Origin of the sequence: Nitrobacter sp. NHB1, from assembly GCF_036964665.1 — a bacterium.
GTDB lineage: Bacteria > Pseudomonadota > Alphaproteobacteria > Rhizobiales > Xanthobacteraceae > Nitrobacter.
This window is the reverse complement of sequence record NZ_JBAMDA010000001.1, coordinates 661271-678270: the sequence shown is the minus strand read 5'-3', so window position 1 is coordinate 678270 and position 17000 is coordinate 661271. Positions and strand designations below refer to the sequence as shown.

The following is a 17000-nucleotide window of genomic DNA, read 5'->3' as shown; positions in this document are numbered from 1 at the left end:
GGTCCCCGCTTGCTCGGAGACGACCAACTCAGCCGTCGATCTTGGCGGGCGTGAGTTGCACGGATTCGCCGCACCCGCAGGCCGAAACCTGGTTCGGGTTATTGAAGATGAACTGGGCCTGCATTTTTTCGGCCTTGTAGTCCATCTCGGTGCCGAGCAGGTACAGCACGGCCTTGGGATCGACCAGAACCTTGACGCCCTTGTCCTCGACCACTTCGTCCGTAGACTTGATGTCGTGGGCGTATTCCACCGTGTAGGATTGGCCGGCGCAGCCGCCTTTCTTGATGCCGACCCGCAGGCCGACGATCTCCGAGTCAGCGCGCGCCGCGAGTTCCTTGACCCGTGCCGCCGCCGCGTCAGTAAGTCGCATGACCTGCGGACGAGGTCGCGGCTTCGGCGTGGCTGGTGTGTTTGGCGTCATCTCTGTCATCTGGTCAATCCTGGCGGCAAATCAAGCCCGATCATAGCATGGGCTGGGCGTAAAAACGTCACCACATATTCAGGACGAGGCGGGCCTCATCGGTCATCCGGTCGGGCATCCACGGCGGTTCCCAGACGATGTTGACATTGACCACCCCGACGCCGGGAACGCTCGCGACCGCGTTTTCAACCATAGTCGGCAACTCGGCCGCCGACGGGCAATTCGGCGTTGTCAACGTCATCTCGACGTCGACGGCGCGGTCGTCCTTGATGTCGACCTTGTAGATCAGGCCGAGTTCATAAATATCCGCCGGAATTTCCGGGTCGAACACGGTTTTCAGCGCGGCCACGATCCCCGTGCCCACGCGCTCGGTTTCCTCCGGCGCCAGCGCCGAACTGGTCTGCACGTGGCAGGCCTTGTTTACGACAGGTTTGGCTTCGGCGGTCTCGCTCATGAGAACAACTCCCGTGCCTTGATTAGCGCCTGCGCCAGATGATCGACTTCCTCGCGCGTATTATACATGCCGAACGAGGCCCGGCAGGTCGCCGTGAGGTTGAACCGCTCTAAAAGCGGCATCACGCAATGGGTCCCGGCGCGGACCGCGATGCCGGCGCGGTCGATCACGGTCGCGACATCATGGGGATGCGCACCCTTCATTTCGAACGATATCACCGGTCCCTTGTCGCGGGCGGTGCCGATGATACGCAGCGAGTTGATCTCGCGCAGCCGCCCATCGGCATAGGCCAGGAGATCGTGCTCGTGCGCGGCGATCCGCGCTTTGCCGATCGAGTTGACATAATCGATCGCGGCGCCAAGCCCGATCGACTCGACGATCGCAGGTGTGCCGGCCTCGAACTTGTGCGGCGGATCGCCATAGGTGACCCAGTCCTGCGCGACCTCACGGATCATCTCGCCGCCGCCGTTATACGGCCGCATCGATTCCAGCAGCGCATGCTTCGCATACAGCACGCCGATCCCGGTCGGACCGTAAAGCTTGTGGCCGGTGAAAACGTAGAAGTCGCAATCGATGTCCTGCACGTCGGCGGTGAGATGCACCGCCGCCTGGCTGCCGTCGACCAGAACCGGAATGCCGCGCGCATGAGCAAGCTTCACCACGTCCTTGACCGGAACGATGGTGCCGAGCGCGTTCGACATCTGCGTGATCGCCACGAGCTTCGTCTTCGGCGTCAGCAGCTTCTCGAACTCGTCGATCAGGAAATTGCCGTCGTCGTCGACCGGCGCCCACTTGATGACCGCGCCGTGCCGTTCGCGCAGGAAATGCCAGGGCACGATGTTGGAGTGATGCTCCATGATCGAGAGCACGATCTCGTCGCCGGCCTTGATGTTCGGCTCGCCCCAGGACGACGCCACCAGGTTGATCGCCTCGGTGGCGTTGCGGGTGAAGATGATCTCCTCGGTCCGCTTCGCGTTGAGGAATTGCGCGACCCTGGCGCGGCCGCCTTCATAGGCTTCGGTCGCGGCGTTGGCGAGGTAGTGCAGCCCGCGATGGACGTTGGCGTATTCGGATCGGTAGGCCTCCGCCATGCGGTCGAGCACGGCATTCGGCTTCTGCGCCGAGGCGGCGTTGTCGAGATAGACAAGCGGCTTGCCGTAGATCTTCATCGCCAGCGCCGGAAAATCTTCCCGCACCCGCATCACGTCATAGGAACCGTTGGCGACCGCCGGATGGGTCATGTCACTCCACTTCCATATCTACCGTCAAGAATCAGACCCTGGACCTCTCCCGTGTGAAGGGTCATTCTGACCGTCCGTTCACCCTCTTTCCGCAAGCCATCGCTCGGCGGCCCCGATGACGACATCGCGCAAGCCGTCGTCGGCGATGGATTCGATCGCCTCGCCGACGAACGCCTGAATCAGGAGCGCCTGCGCCTCCTTTTCCGAAAGACCTCGCGCGCGCAGATAGAACAGCAGGCTGTCGTCGAGCGCGCCGATCGTCGCCCCATGACCGCAGGTGACGTCATCGGCGAAAATCTCAAGCTCGGGCTTGCTATCGGCTTCCGCACCGTCGGACAGCAGCAATGCCCGCGTCATCATCTTGCCGTCGGTCTTCTGCGCGTCGGGCCGAACGATGATCTTGCCCTGGAAGACGGAATGCGCGCGATCGTCCACCACCGCGCGGAAAACCTCCCGGCTGGTGCAGTGCGGCACGGCGTGATCGACCACGAGTGTCATGTCCGCATGCTGGGTATCCTTAAGCAGGCTGACGCCATTGATGAAGACATCGCTGCCCTCGCCTTCGAGCGTTGCGAACACCTGATAGCGGCTGACGCGGCCGCCGTTCGTCAGGTTGAAGAGATTCAGTTTCGCCCCGCCGCCGACCGTGACGATCGCGGACGAGATATTCGCGGCATCGCCGGCATCGGCCGTGAGACGGATATGCGCAAGGTCCGCCCCGTCTCCGATGGCCACGATGAGCGCGTCATGGGTCTGATAGGATTTCGCGTCATCGGCAGCGACAAAACTCTCGATCAGCGTGGCGCGCGCCGCCTTGCCGATCGTCAGGCGGGAGCGCGTGAACGCCGACGCCGACGAAACGGTCGTCACATGAATCACGTGGATCGGCTTCGCCAGCGAAATCCGGTCGCCGACTTCGATGACGACGCCATCGGTCGTCATCGCCGCGTTAAGCGACACCATGACATCCGTTGTCGCCGAGGTCGTGAGCAGATCGGCCGATTGATCGCTCCCCGCACCCAGCACATCGTGAAACGACCTGGCGCGGAGTCCGTCCTCCAGCCCGCCGACATCCGACAGTTGCGGCACGAACACGCCATCGACCAGTACGAACCTGTAGGCATCTCCGAGGGATTGGGCTTTCAGAATCTCGCCGGCCTTCGCAAGCGCCGCCTGATCCGGCGCAGCCGCCAGCGGCAATACCTCGCGCATCAGCACGCGCAGATCGGTATATTTCCAGTCCTCAACCCGCCGGTGCGGCAGACCAAGACTTTCATAGGCCTTGAACGCCTTCTGGCGCGCGGCAGCTACTTTCCCGGCACCGGGCAAGCGCGAGCATGCGACGGCGAAAGCCTCGCTCGCCGCGCTTCCGGTGTCAGTCTTTGCCAATGCAACATCCATCATCAAATCCGTTCAGATCGTATTTTCCGGCATGATCTCATCCGAAAACCGGAAGGCCGCTTCCGGGTCAGGCTTCCTCGAACTGCGCGTATCCGGACGCCTCAAGCTCCAGCGCCAGATCCTTGTCTCCGCTTTTCACGACCCGGCCTTTCGACATCACGTGCACGAAATCAGGCACGATGTAATTGAGCAGCCGCTGATAGTGCGTGATGACGACCATGGCGCGATCCTTCGAGCGCAACGCATTGACGCCATCGGCTGCAACGCGCAGCGCATCGATGTCCAGACCGGAATCCATTTCGTCGAGGATGCACAGGCTCGGCTCGAACAGCCCCATTTGCAGCACCTCGTTGCGCTTCTTCTCGCCGCCGGAAAAGCCGACATTGATGCCACGGCGCAGCATGTCCTGCGGAATGTTCAGCGAGGCCGCGACCTCACGGACTTTCTTCAGGAAATTCGGCGTCGAATATTCGCTCTCGCCGCGCGCCTTGCGCTGCGCGTTCAGCGCGGTCCGCAAGAACGTCATGGTGGCGACACCAGGAATTTCCACCGGATACTGGAAGGCAAGGAACACGCCCTTTGCGGCGCGTTGGTCTGGCGCCATCGCCAGCAGGTCCTCGCCTTCGAGCAGGACTTCGCCGTCGGTGACCTCATAGCCCGGCTTACCGGCGATCACATGGCTCAGCGTCGATTTGCCGGAGCCGTTCGGGCCCATGATGGCATGGACTTCGCCCTTGTTGACGGTCAGTGACAGGCCGTGAAGAATCTCACGCTCCTCGACACGGACGTGCAGGTCTTTGACTTCAAGCAATGGCATCGTACATCCTTACGCTATCGTTACGTCATTGCGAGAGGCGCGCTCGTGCGACGAAGCAATCCGGCGTTTCCAACCATCGGTGGATTGCTTCGCCCGGCGCAAACCGGCAAGAACCGGTTTTGTCGCGAACTCGCAGTGACGGGGGCTAACCCACACTTCCTTCCAGCGAGATCGAGATCAGCTTCTGGGCCTCGACCGCGAACTCCATCGGCAACTGCTGCAGCACGTCTCTCACGAAGCCGTTGACGACCAGGCCGACGGCCTCTTCCTGCGACAGTCCGCGCTGCACGCAATAGAACAGCACGTCTTCCGAGATCTTCGATGTGGTCGCCTCGTGTTCGAACAGCGCCGAGGTGTTCTTCGCCTCGATGTACGGCACAGTGTGCGCGCCGCACTGGCCGCCGATCAGAAGCGAGTCGCACGCGGTGAAGTTGCGCGCATTGGACGCCTTGCGGTGGGCGGTGACGAGGCCGCGATAGGTGTTCTGCGACTTGCCCGCCGCGATGCCCTTGGAGATGATCCGGCTCGTGGTGTTCTTGCCGAGATGCAGCATCTTGGTGCCGCTGTCGACCTGCTGGTAGCCGTTGGAGATGGCGATCGAGTAGAACTCGCCGCGCGAATCGTCGCCGCGCAGGATGCAACTCGGATATTTCCAGGTGATGGCGGAACCGGTCTCGACCTGGGTCCACGAAATCTTCGAACGCGCGCCACGACAATCGCCACGCTTGGTGACGAAATTGAAGATGCCGCCCTTGCCATCGGAATTGCCGGGGTACCAATTCTGCACCGTCGAATACTTGATCTCGGCGTCGTCGAGCGTGACGAGTTCGACGACCGCGGCGTGCAACTGATTCTCGTCGCGCTGCGGAGCGGTGCAGCCCTCGAGATAGCTGACATAAGCGCCCTTGTCGGCGATGATGAGCGTGCGCTCGAACTGGCCGGTGTTGCGCTCGTTGATGCGGAAGTACGTCGACAGCTCCATCGGACAACGAACACCCGGTGGCACATAGACGAACGAGCCGTCGGAAAACACCGCGGAGTTCAGCGTCGCGAAGAAATTGTCGGAGGTCGGCACCACGCTGCCGAGATACTGTTTCACCAGCTCCGGATGCTGCTGGATGGCGTGCGAGATCGGCATGAAGATCACGCCGGCCCTCTTCAGCTCCTCCTGAAACGTGGTCGCCACGGATACCGAGTCGAACACGGCATCGACGGCGATTTTCCGTTCGCCCTCGGGGCGAACGACGCCTTCGAGCACCTCGACCTCGCGCAAGGGAATGCCGAGCTTCTCGTAGGTCTTCAGGATTTCGGGGTCGATCTCGTCCAGCGAGGCGACCTCCTTCTTCGCCTTCGGCGCGGAGTAATAATAAAGATCCTGGTAGTCGATCTTTGGATAGTTCACCCGCGCCCAGCTCGGCTCCTGCATGGTCAGCCAGCGGCGGTAGGCCTCAAGCCTCCACTCCAGCATCCAGGCCGGTTCGTTTTTCTTTGCGGAAATAAACCGGACGGTGTCTTCGGAAAGCCCCTTGGGAGCCTTCTCCGACTCGATGAGAGTCTCGAACCCATACCGGTATTGATCGACGTCGATCTGGCGAACCCGATCGACCGTCTCTTGTACGGCTGCCATTTTCTACCTCCGCTCGCGGTTTCAAGGACCACGGTGGATTTGAAGTCTCTAGTGTTTGTCCCGTTCTAAAGACGAAATCGTCTTAGAACCGTTCAAGCACTGTTTCGTCCCTCCTTAGTAATGCACTCGAGAGCTTTCGCCAAGCCTTAATAGCCCGATCGACATCCGCGTCCTTGGTCTCCCAGCCCAGCGAAAATCGTATTGCACTTTTGGTCATGTCCGAACCGTACCCCATCGCCTCCAGCACATGCGATGGTTGCACCTTTCCCGAGGAACACGCGGAACCCGAAGATACCGCGACCCCTTCAAGGTCGAATCCAACGACAGCGGTCTCGGCCTTCAACCCGGCAACCCCGAAAAGCGTCGTATTCGGCAGGCGCAAGACGTCCTGCGAAAAAATCACGCTGCCTCGGGTTTGCCTCAAGCCTTCCTCAAGCCGGTTTCGCAAGGTTTCGACGCTGGCCATGTCATCGTTGCCGGCCGCTACCGCAGCCTTCACTGCAGCTCCAAAGCCAGCAATGGCGGGCACATTCTCGGTGCCGGCGCGGCGACCCCGCTCCTGACCGCCTCCCCGTATCAACGCACTCGGGCCGATCTGGTTCGACGCGAGAATCAATGCGCCCGTCCCTTTCGGGCCGCCGATCTTGTGTGCTGAAACCGATAGAAAATCGGCATTTAACTTGATGATATCAAAAGATATTTTTCCAAGAGCCTGGACCGCGTCGACGTGCAGCAGACCGCCAGCCTCGTGGACCAGATCGGCCACTTCCGCGACCGGCTGAATGGCGCCGGTTTCGTTGTTGGCGAGCATGACCGACACCAACGTCGGTGGCCCTCCTGCAAGCATCGTTCGCAAGGCGTCGAGGTCCACCAGGCCGGAGCGATGCACCGGCAGGCGCGCGATCAGATCCGGCGTGAACTGCCCGCCGGCCAGCACCGAGGCATGTTCGATGGATGAAACAACAAGCCGATCAATGGCTTGATGCGACTTCCCGTGAACCCCGGGGGTCAGCGCCAGGGCGTTGGCTTCAGTTCCGCCGGATGTAAAGACAACGTTGCGAGGCTCGCCGCCGACAGCCGTCGCCACCGCGGCCCGCGCATCCTCCACCAGCCCCCGCGCTCGCCGGCCCTCGGCATGAATGGATGAGGGGTTGCCGACGACGTCCCATGCGGCGGCCATCGCCTCCCGCGCCTCGCGGCGTAGCGGCGTGGTCGCATTCCAGTCGAGATAAATCCGTTCCTGCATCATATTGTAACTATACGATATTCACGGCGGACGTAGACACAGTCGCGCAAGATGCTTGCTTTTCGCCCCTTGCCCTATGTTAGAACGCAGCGGTCATTGACCGGCACCACCCCTGTACCGCCGTGCGGTGCCTGATCGCCCTTTGTCCTCAGGTTGCGAACAGAATACCCGTCCTGAGCGGCCGATTTGCCAAGGATTCCAATGCCTGAAGTCATTTTTACCGGTCCCGCCGGCCGTCTCGAAGGTCGTTATCACCCGGCGAAGCAGAAAAATGCGCCGATCGCGATGGTCCTGCATCCGCATCCGCAGTTTCGCGGCAGCATGAACCATCCGATCGTCTATCAGGTCTACTACGCTTTCGTGGCGCGCGGCTTTTCGGTATTGCGCTTCAATTTCCGCGGCGTCGGCCGCAGCCAGGGCTCGTTCGACCACGGCACCGGTGAATTGTCGGACGCGGCAGCCGCGCTCGACTGGGCGCAGACCATCAATCCGGAGGCGCGCGCCTGCTGGGTGGCCGGGTTTTCCTTTGGCGCCTGGATCGGCATGCAGTTGCTGATGCGCCGGCCCGAAGTGGAGGGCTTCATTTCGATCGCGCCGGAGCCGAACCGCTATGATTTCTCGTTCCTGGCGCCATGCCCGTCGTCGGGCCTGATCGTTCATGGTGAAAAGGATATCGTCGCGCCCGCCAAGGATGTCACGACGCTGGTGGAAAAGCTGAAGACCCAGAAGGGCATCGTCATCGATCAACACACCATTCCGGGCGCCAACCATTTCTTCGAAGACAGGATGGAGCCGTTGATGGAAACGGTGACCGACTATCTCGATATGAGGCTCGCCAACATCCGCTGACCGCCAATCGCGCTCTAGTACCCGGAATCATAGCTGAGTGATACGGCGGCCTTGGAAGCGACGTTGACGGACCTTTTTCTTGGTCCAGACGAAGGGCTCGGCTTTGTCGTTGTACGCGTTGACGTAGGCATCGATGTGCTCCTGAAGCTGCTTGAGGCTTGTGAAGGAGGCTCCGCTAAGCGACTGGCCCTGTAATATCGAGAACCATACCTCGACCTGATTGAGCCAGGACGCGCTTGTCGGCGTAAAATGAAATTGCACGTTGGGGTGGGTCTTGAGCCAGTGCTCGTTTTTCTTGTGGGTGTTGAGGTTGTCGAGGATGACGTGAAGCTTTCGGTCCGGAAAGGCTGCGGTGACGCTGTTCATGAAGTCAAGAAACTCGACGCGGCGACGGCGTTTTGAATGAGCCGCGATGATCTTTCCGGTGGCAACTTCGAGGGCCGCAAACAATGTTGTAGTGCCATGCCGCTTGTAATCGTGGCTCTGGCCGGTTCAGATAACCCTGCGCTCGCTCCAATGCCTGGATCGAAGGCTTCTCGTCCACGCATAGCACGATGGCCTTTGCGGGCGGGGCGACGTAAAGGCCAACAACATCGGCGGCTTTGGCCGTAAAGTTCGGGTCGTTGCTCTCACACCAGGACTTGCGAGCCGCGAGATCAATCTTGTGGCTGCGCAGGAACCGCCAGACATATTGGACGTCAACATCGCCCAGCGCCCCGGCCAGCAGAGGGCCGGTCCAGCGCGCAAACCCTTGCGGCGGCGGCTTGTCCAGCAGCTTCAGAATCCGCTTGTCGGTAGCCTTCGTATAGATCGGCTGCTTGCCGGGTCGCGGCTTGTCTTGCAGCCCTTCAAGGCCATGATTGGCATAGCGGTGCCGCCAAAGGCTGACAATCCGCGGCTGGACCCCGACTTCTTTGGCGATCGAGCGGGTGCTGCGCCCGTCCGCCGCCAACAGAACTATCCGCGCTCGCTTCAAATCGCGCTGCAACGTCACCGGTGAGCGACAACATGCCTCAAGCATATTGCGATCTTTCCTCGAAAGGCGAACTTCTCTTGCTTCGGGGATCATCCCGATCTTGATGATGTGGACGCCCCCGCACCCGCGGCAACCTCTATGGTGTTGACCGGACACCGAAGCAGGAAGAGGAGCGTTTACGATGACGATTACGACGATTGGGCTGGATTTGGCGAAGAGCGTGTTTCAAGCGCACGGCGTTGATGAGAGCGGCGCGACGATTTTGGTGAAGCGTCTGCACCGCAAACAGATGCTGCTGTTCTTCTCGAAACTTCCGCCCTGTCTTATAGGAGTGGAGGCGTGCGGAACGGCGCATTACTGGGCGCGCACCCTCACCACCATAGGGCACGAGGTTCGGCTCATTCCACCGTCTTACGTGAAGGCCTACGTCAAGCGCGGCAAGAGCGATGCACTCGATGCCGAAGCGATCTGCGAAGCCGTACAGCGCCCGACGATGCGGTTTGTGCCGGTAAAAACGGTCAAGCAGCAGAGCGTTCTCATGACCCATCGCGCCAGAGCCTTGCTGGTGCGCCAACGCACCATGATCGCCAATGCCTTGCGCGCGCATCTGGCCGAACTCGGCCTTGTCGCAAATCCCGGCATCGCCAATCTGGCGAAGCTGGCTGAACAGGCACTGTCCGACGAAAACACTTTGCCAGCTTATGCTCGCACTTCTTTGGGGATTCTTGTCCGCCACATCATGGTGCTCAACGATGAGATCGCGGTGCTGGATCAGCAACTCATGGCCTGGCACGCCGAGAGCGAGACCAGTCGCCGACTCGCCGGGATCCCCGGCCTCGGCGTGATCACGGCCACGGCTCTTGCTGCCACCGTCACCGATCCCGATCAGTTTCGCTCGGGCAGACAGTTCGCCGCCTGGCTCGGTCTAACGCCGCAGCAGCATTCCACCGGCGGCAAGACCCGGCTCGGCGGTATCTCCAAGCAGGGAGACCGATACTTGCGCCGCTTGCTCGTCGTCGGCGCCACCGCCGTGATCCGCCACACAAAGGACAAGCCAACGCCCATGGCTAATTGGATCAGAAAGCTCATGGAGAAGAAGCCGTTCAGGCTCGTCTCCGTTGCGCTGGCCAATAAGCTCGCCCGGATCGCATGGGTCGTGCTGACGCGAAAGGAAGCCTATCGGCCCTATGAACTGACAGCCTGAGCACAGGCCCCAGGCAACCCTAATTGGTAACGGCAGTCGATGATGTGTAACGATCGAGCCAATGGTGAGACCAACCCGTGTGATTCAATGCGCTTCATAAGCGCGGCATCTTGATAAGGGACCTCACCGGCGGATTTCCATCAAGGCCAGCGGCAATCACAGCGCCGCATAAACAGGCCGGACATATGAAAGCAACCGATCACACCCATCCCGACAAAAAGCCCTTGCCATAGGGGGCGTCCACATATGAATCACGACTCACCTTCTAAGAAAAGGAGGTACTAGGGTCGCGCGATCGTTCCGCCGGTCATTGGCATGGGCACGCCGGTGGTCGCGGGATAGCTTAACGGCAAGCCTTTCAAGCCTCGTGCCGCGAGATACCCGAAGGCTTGCGCCTCCATGGCGTCGGCCGACCAGCCCAGCACATCGGCCGGCTCGACCGTAGCCGGAGCAAACCTCTCCTGCAGCATCCCGAGCATGGTCCGATTGCGGGCTCCCCCGCCAGCCACGATCCAGCTCGTCGGCGGTTTGGGCAATAGCGGAACGATCCGCGCGATGGCCGCCGCGGTGAAGGCCGTCAGGGTTGCCGCGCCATCGGCCGGCGCCATGTCGTGCAGCGCGAGCGAGGCGAAATCGTTGCGGTCGAGAGATTTGGGTGGCGGCAGCGCGAAGAACGGGTGTTGCAAGGCGCGTGCGATCCAGTCAGCATCGGGACGGCCCTGCGCCGCCAACCGGCCCTCGCGGTCGAACGGCTGACCCATTATGCGGAGCATGAAATCATCGAGCAGCGCATTGCCGGGTCCTGTGTCGCAGGCGATCAGCGTGTCAGTACCGTCGATATAGGTGATGTTGGAGACGCCGCCGATATTGACCACGCAAATCGGTCCCTCGCGGCCGAGCGACTGCGCCAGTGCGCGATGATAGACGGGGACGAACGGAGCGCCCTGCCCGCCGGCGGCCACGTCGGCCGCGCGGAAATCATGCATCACCGGAACGTGGATCGCTTTCGCCAACGCCGCCGCATCGCCGATTTGCACGGTCAACCGCTGCGCCGGCCGATGCAGGATGGTCTGACCATGAAAGCCGACGATATCGATCGTCTCGCGAGTGATGCTGTTTTGCGCGGTGAACGCCGCAACGGCTTCGGCGTGCGCCATGGTCACGGCGCGTTCGGCCTCACCGATCACGCCTGGCCGCGCGTCGCGCCGCGGCAGATTGACGGCCTCCGCGAGGGCCTCGCGCAACAGGCCGCGTTCGTGTTCCGTGTAAGGGCGGTAGCCGGTCGGCCCGAACGCGGCCACCCGATTGCCGTCGGTTTCGATCAAGGCGATATCGACGCCATCCAGAGAGGTGCCGCTCATCAGACCGATCGCCATCATCATCATCTCGCGGTTCCCCGGAGCCTTTCATCCGACGTCCAGCTTGTGCCAAATGCGCGCATCTTATAATGGCACATACAGCGGAACCGGCGGCAGTATCCGGCTATCATGCACCGGAATCGAGTTTGCGATAGAGCCGAACCAGAATGATCAGAGTCGTATAGCATGGCCGCCTTCAAGTCCGACTTCCTCAATATTCTTCAGGAACGGGGCTTCATCCATCAGTGCTCCGATATCGAGGGTCTCGATGCGTTGGCCGCGAAAGGCCAGGCCACGGCCTACGTCGGCTACGACTGCACCGCGCCGTCGCTGCACATCGGCAACTACCTGACCATGATGATGCTTTACTGGCTCCAGCAGAGCGGCAACAAGCCGGTCACGCTGATGGGCGGCGGCACCACCATGGTCGGCGATCCGTCCGGCAAGGATGAATCGCGCGCGATCCGCAGCGTCGCGGAAATCGAGGCCAACAAGGCCAGCATTCGCGGCGTGTTCGCCAAGGTGCTGCGTTACGGTTCCGGCACCAGCGATGCGGTGATGCTGGACAACGCCGAATGGCTGACCAAGCTCAACTGGATCGAGATGCTGCGCGACGTCGGCCGGCACTTCTCGGTCAACCGGATGCTGACGATGGATTCCGTTCGTCTCCGCCTCGATCGCGAACAGGAAATGAGCTTCATCGAATTCAACTACATGGTCTGCCAGGCCTATGATTTCGTCGAACTGTCGCGGCGGGTCGGCTGCCGGTTGCAGATGGGCGGCTCGGATCAATGGGGCAATATCGTCAACGGCGTCGATCTCGGCCGCCGCATGGGAACGCCTCAGTTGTTCGCCCTGACCACGCCGTTGCTGACGACGGCGTCGGGCGCGAAGATGGGCAAGACCGCGCAAGGCGCGGTCTGGCTCAACGCGGATGCCTTCAGCCCCTACGATTTCTGGCAGTACTGGCGCAACGTCGAGGACGCCGACGTCGTGAAGTTCCTCAAGCTGTTCACGATCCTGCCCATGAGCGAGATCGCGAGGCTTGCAGCGTTGCGGGACGCCGAAATCAACGAGGCCAAGAAGGTGCTGGCGACCGAGGCGACCGCGCTTTTGCATGGCCGCGACGAGGCCGAGAAAGCCGCCGACACCGCGCGCACCACTTTCGAGCAAGGCGCGATCGCGGAGAGCCTTCCGACAGTGGACATTCCGCACAGCGAACTCGAAAAAGGCATCGGCGTGCTTGTCGCCTTTTCCGAGAGAGCACGCCTCGTCGCCTCGAACGGCGAAGCGCGCCGCCAGATCAAGGGCGGCGGCCTTCGTGTCAACGATGTCGCCGTCACCGACGAGAAGATGACACTGACACTTGCCAACCTCACGCCCGAAGGCGTGATCAAGCTCTCGATGGGCAAGAAGCGTCACGTGCTGGTGCGGCCTGCATAGCGGTGCGCCCACCATCCGTGGCAGTGCGGATCGATGGCCGGCGTCTTCGTCACCGCCGTCTTCGACGCGCCTGCGCTCGCGCAATCATCCGGCAAGCGATCAATTGCCGCTCTGTGACGGATATTCGATCTGGTTGGTCGGTTTGCCGGTCTGGAATTCGAAGATCTTGCGCAGCACGCCGGGCGCCATGGCCGAAATCGGGTTGACTCGCAATTGCGGTTGCCCCGGTGTTCCCACCACCTCGTAGGTCACGCCGATCAGCCCCTCATTGCTGCCGCCGCCCAGAAACAGCCCGACGATCGGAAGCTGTCCAAAGATGTTGTTGAGGCCGTACATCGGCACGAACGTGCCGCTCATACGAACCTGATTGCCGGGATAGTCGATATGGCCTTCGATGGTCGCGCCGATCGTCGGTCCCTTGACGACGCCCTCGCGCACCGTGAGTTGTCCGTTCTGCCGGGTGAATTCCGCGCGCAAGCGCGAAAATGCAATGCCGTTCTGCGCGCTCTGCGGACCACCCGCCGCGGCGCGATCCAGAGCCGTCTCACCCTTGATCGTGAAATCGCGAACGTTGATCAGCCCCTGCTTGGCACGGGGTTCAGCGGTCGGCGGATCCATGGCCAGTGCGAGCTGACCGCCAAACATCTTTCCGTATGTATCGGTAAAGCGGAAGAACGCGCCCGCGTCGTCGGTCTCGATCAGAATGATGTCCCGACCCTGCGGGCGCCCGCGCAGACCGCCGGTCAGCGAGGTGTCGCGCCCGATCTTTCCACTGATGCTTAAGCTGCGGATCGACCCGTTGCGCCGGGCCATCTTCACATCCGCGCTGCGCACGGCTTCGCCGTAAAATCCGGCCACGGCTCCAATCTTCAGGTCGATGTCGAAATCGATGCTCTTGGCCTTGCTTTTGGCGTCGGCCTGCTTGCCCGAGATCGCCGATTTGATAAAGCCGCGACCATCGAACACGTCGCCGCGCATGACGACCTTCAACACGCCGTCCGCGTTGCGCTCCGCTTTCAGAGAAGCCTTGTCACCCTCCGACGGCGCGTAAACCGGAAAATTCGCATTCAACAGATCGCCGTTCTGATCGATCTCCAGCGATCCCTTTATCATGACGCCGCCGCCGTCGATGACGATATCCTCCAGGCGCGTCGACTGCGCCTTCTGCACCACATTGAACGTCGCGTGACCTGACTTTCCAGGCAGCTTGACCCAGCCGGGCAGAACGTTGTCGAGTTTCAAGGATGTGAGATCGGCATCGACACCGATTTTGCTGTCCTTGTCAGTGCCGATCTTCCCGACCACCTTGACGGGAATCGCACCGGTTGCCCCGGCACCGAGATCAATGCCGAGCTTTGCGCGGCTCGCGTCATCCAGCGTGGCCTGCAATTTGATATCGGCGTCGCCGACCGTCGGCTTACGGTAATCCAGCGAAGCCGGCTGCCCGTTGATCTTGACGTCGCCCTTGACCTGATACCCCTGGTTGTTGGCGACCACCTTCAGCGCGTTCGCTTCCAGCTTCTGATTCATGACCAGGTGGTCGGCGGCAAAACCCGCGAGGTCGGCGGTGATGGAATAGGTCGTATCTTCCTGCGTGATTTTACGCTTGATCGGCAAGCCCAGCGCGACCTGGGCCGTGACCGTTCCCTTGCTGGAATTGGGATCGATCAGGTTACCCGTGAATTCGCGGAGGCGGTCCGAGGCGAGAATTTCGGCGGCTGCGGACACCGGACCGTCGATCCTGAACTTCACCCTGGCCGGTGCGGGTTTGGGCGCCAAATCCGGCACCTCGAATACGACGTCGGAAATGTTGAGTTTGCGGCCGGCCGGGGTATCGGCAGCGGCCTGCCCAATCGTCACCGTCGCCGTTCTGCCGGTCACGTGCGCCTTCAGATCTGCGTCGCGAACCGAGGGCATTTCGTCGACGGGATGCAGCGTCACATTGTTGGCAACGATATCGACCGAGAGGCCATCATCCGGGATCGGCGGGCCACGCCGCGACAGGTTGTGGATCGGCGAATTGACGCCGATCTCGATGCGCTGGAGGGAACCCTTTTCAATCCGGTCGATGACCCATTCGCGCAACTCCGGCACGATCAGGGTCGGCCACATGCTTTTCAGCGATGCCGCGGACATAGGCGTTCCCGCAAAGCCCAGTTTCAGGCGCGGTTCGCCGGAATAGTCTATGCTGCCGGTTCCGGCCACGCCGATCTCACCGTTGCTGATGTCGGCCTGGGTCAGCACCACCTGCTTGTGCTCGGTGTCGAAGCGCACTCCGATCGCGATGCGATTGAAGATCAGGGGCTTCTCGCCATCGGAGCCGGCGAGGACAATGGTGCCGCCGCTCAAACCCATCTGCCAGTCCGGAATGCTACCGTTCGGCGGCTCGAGATGAGCGAGAAGCGTGATGCGGTTCTGGCCGGAGATGATCTTGAACGGCGCGACGAGAACGCGGCGCGCCGCATCCCACTCAAGGTTCATCTCGATCTGATCGATCGCCATGGGATAGTCCGGCGTATCAGCGTCGATGATCGTGCCCTTGCCCGTGAAGAGACTGCCGCGAAGATAGGTCGGCAGGCCGTCGCGGCCAATCTCGCCCTTCAGTTCGCCACTGAGCGCCATGTCGGCACTATAGGTGAGATCCTTGATGCGGAGAGCCAGCAGAATGTTCTTCGCCGGTATCCCGGCGGCGCGGAGATCAAAGGGGCGCACACCGTCGGCGGATGGTCCGATCGTGGCGTGAAGCGACCACGCCTTGCTGCCGCCTTCGCTGACACTGAATGCGACCCCGCCTCCGCTCGGCCGTCGAAGACTCAGGCTGATATTGCCGAAACTCCACCGGTTGCCGCGTTGCTGGTCATCGACCACCAGTTTCCCGTTTTTCAGGCCGATCTCATTGAGATTCTGCCCGTCGAGCCCTGTCAGGCTGAGACTGTCGAGCCAATCCAGTCCCGCCAACAGCGCGCTGGCGTTGTTACGATCATGGGAGATTGCAGACGCGACGCCAGTCGCAGCTTCACGCAACTGCGGCGTCGATTGAATTGATGGCGCGATGCTGGAGGGGGCGGTGTCGGAGGGGGACGGCAGGTTTAATGGCCGCGCCGATGCGACACCGGTGGCAAGCGGTTTGGCGTTATCGCCTGCCGAAACGATAACCTGGCCGTCCGGCGTAATCCGAACCGCGAGTTCTGCATCGACCAGATTGAGGCTTTCGGCGCGCAGCCGCCCGGTCAACAGCGCCATGCCGGACAGTTTCACCTCGGCTTTCGGCGCGCTCGCGACGATCGCATGATCGCGGTCACGGACGACGATATCACGGATACGAACCGCGATACGAATTCTGCCGGCGCGCTCGATCTGCGTGCCGCCGATTTCCACGGTGTTGCCGTGACCGATGTTTTCCTCGATCGCAGCGACCAGCCAGGGCGTCATCATATCGAGATTGACGGGACCGGCGCCGAGGCGCCACCACAGCGCACCAAAGCCCCCGGCGAATATGACCATCAGGACGGCAACGGTGATCGCGAGCCGCCTGACCCAGCGTTCGCTCGCCAGCCAGTTTTTGAACCTCCGGAGCCGATCGCCTAATCTGTGAAATCCGGAATCCGACCGCGACAGCAGCCGACGTATGCGACGGCTTCGGACCTCGTCGTGATCTTGATTCCAGTCGGCATCTTCCCCTTGCGAGACCGGGTCGCCGCCGCGCGAATTCGGAGCTGGGATCGGCGTCTTCCTCGTCATTGCTTCCCGGTGCCGGCCTGGACCGGAGCAGTTGCCGTCATTGGTCCGGACGCCGGTCCTGGACGAACGCTCCTGTGACGGCACTTCCGCCAATCCCCGATGTAACATGTTACGCGTCATCCGGCCCCCGGTGCACACCGAGCAGAAAACGGGACGGATAATTCGTCGAATCCCTTGTAACGATACCCGCGGTCGGCAGTCATGCACAGCGGGCGAGCGTGG

Annotated in this window: 12 protein-coding genes and 1 pseudogene; 3 read left to right on the top strand and 10 right to left on the bottom strand. The window is 61.5% G+C overall.

Annotated elements, in window-relative coordinates; translation table 11 throughout:
- Positions 1 to 28: 28 nt before the first annotated feature.
- From V4R08_RS03250 to V4R08_RS03220, 7 genes are all read right to left on the bottom strand, one after another.
- Positions 29 to 430 (bottom strand): HesB/IscA family protein, encoded by a 402-nt coding sequence (locus tag V4R08_RS03250; RefSeq protein WP_335578017.1) that lies wholly within the window; start codon positions 428 to 430, stop codon positions 29 to 31.
- A 58-nt stretch (positions 431 to 488) separates the two neighbouring features.
- On the bottom strand, positions 489 to 875 hold the full coding sequence (locus tag V4R08_RS03245; RefSeq protein WP_335578016.1) for an SUF system Fe-S cluster assembly protein: 387 nt from the start codon (positions 873 to 875) through the stop codon (positions 489 to 491).
- Positions 872 to 2116: a cysteine desulfurase gene (locus V4R08_RS03240; protein WP_335578015.1), complete on the bottom strand. Its 1245-nt coding sequence runs from the start codon at positions 2114 to 2116 to the stop codon at positions 872 to 874. The genes V4R08_RS03245 and V4R08_RS03240 overlap by 4 nt, the downstream gene beginning before the upstream one ends.
- 78 nt (positions 2117 to 2194) lie before the next feature.
- A complete protein-coding gene (gene sufD / locus V4R08_RS03235; RefSeq protein WP_335578014.1) occupies positions 2195 to 3517 on the bottom strand; it encodes a Fe-S cluster assembly protein SufD in 1323 nt (440 codons plus the stop codon).
- Between the two features lie 67 nt (positions 3518 to 3584).
- Positions 3585 to 4334 carry a Fe-S cluster assembly ATPase SufC gene (gene sufC / locus V4R08_RS03230; RefSeq protein WP_335578013.1) on the bottom strand — a complete coding sequence of 250 codons (750 nt, stop codon included), beginning with the start codon at positions 4332 to 4334 and terminating at the stop codon, positions 3585 to 3587.
- A 145-nt stretch (positions 4335 to 4479) separates the two neighbouring features.
- Positions 4480 to 5961 carry a Fe-S cluster assembly protein SufB gene (gene sufB, locus V4R08_RS03225; protein WP_335578012.1) on the bottom strand — a complete coding sequence of 494 codons (1482 nt, stop codon included), beginning with the start codon at positions 5959 to 5961 and terminating at the stop codon, positions 4480 to 4482.
- Between the two features lie 82 nt (positions 5962 to 6043).
- Entirely contained in the window at positions 6044 to 7210 is a 1167-nt protein-coding gene (locus tag V4R08_RS03220) for a cysteine desulfurase family protein (RefSeq protein ID WP_335578011.1), read from the bottom strand.
- 198 nt (positions 7211 to 7408) lie between these two features.
- On the opposite strand from V4R08_RS03220, the gene V4R08_RS03215 reads away from it, so the two are divergent.
- On the top strand, positions 7409 to 8056 hold the full coding sequence (locus tag V4R08_RS03215; RefSeq protein WP_011510798.1) for an alpha/beta hydrolase: 648 nt from the start codon (positions 7409 to 7411) through the stop codon (positions 8054 to 8056).
- A gap of 27 nt (positions 8057 to 8083) precedes the next feature.
- On the opposite strand, the pseudogene V4R08_RS03210 reads toward V4R08_RS03215, so the two are convergent.
- Positions 8084 to 9125 (bottom strand): annotated as a pseudogene (locus tag V4R08_RS03210) (IS630 family transposase).
- An 88-nt stretch (positions 9126 to 9213) separates the two neighbouring features.
- Here V4R08_RS03210 and V4R08_RS03205 point away from each other — a divergent pair.
- Positions 9214 to 10236 carry an IS110 family RNA-guided transposase gene (locus V4R08_RS03205; protein ID WP_335578010.1) on the top strand — a complete coding sequence of 341 codons (1023 nt, stop codon included), beginning with the start codon at positions 9214 to 9216 and terminating at the stop codon, positions 10234 to 10236.
- A gap of 281 nt (positions 10237 to 10517) precedes the next feature.
- Here V4R08_RS03205 and V4R08_RS03200 read toward each other — a convergent pair whose 3' ends face one another.
- A complete protein-coding gene (locus tag V4R08_RS03200) occupies positions 10518 to 11621 on the bottom strand; it encodes an anhydro-N-acetylmuramic acid kinase (RefSeq protein WP_335578009.1) in 1104 nt (367 codons plus the stop codon).
- A gap of 159 nt (positions 11622 to 11780) precedes the next feature.
- On the opposite strand from V4R08_RS03200, the gene tyrS reads away from it, so the two are divergent.
- Complete coding sequence (tyrS, locus tag V4R08_RS03195; RefSeq protein ID WP_335578008.1) at positions 11781 to 13037, top strand: tyrosine--tRNA ligase; 1257 nt, start codon at positions 11781 to 11783, stop codon at positions 13035 to 13037.
- Positions 13038 to 13136: 99 nt separating this feature from the next.
- Here tyrS and V4R08_RS03190 read toward each other — a convergent pair whose 3' ends face one another.
- The gene (locus tag V4R08_RS03190) at positions 13137 to 16898 is read right to left on the bottom strand and encodes a YhdP family protein (protein WP_442935617.1); all 3762 of its coding nucleotides are present in this window, start codon (positions 16896 to 16898) and stop codon (positions 13137 to 13139) included.
- Between the last annotated feature and the right edge of the window lie 102 nt (positions 16899 to 17000).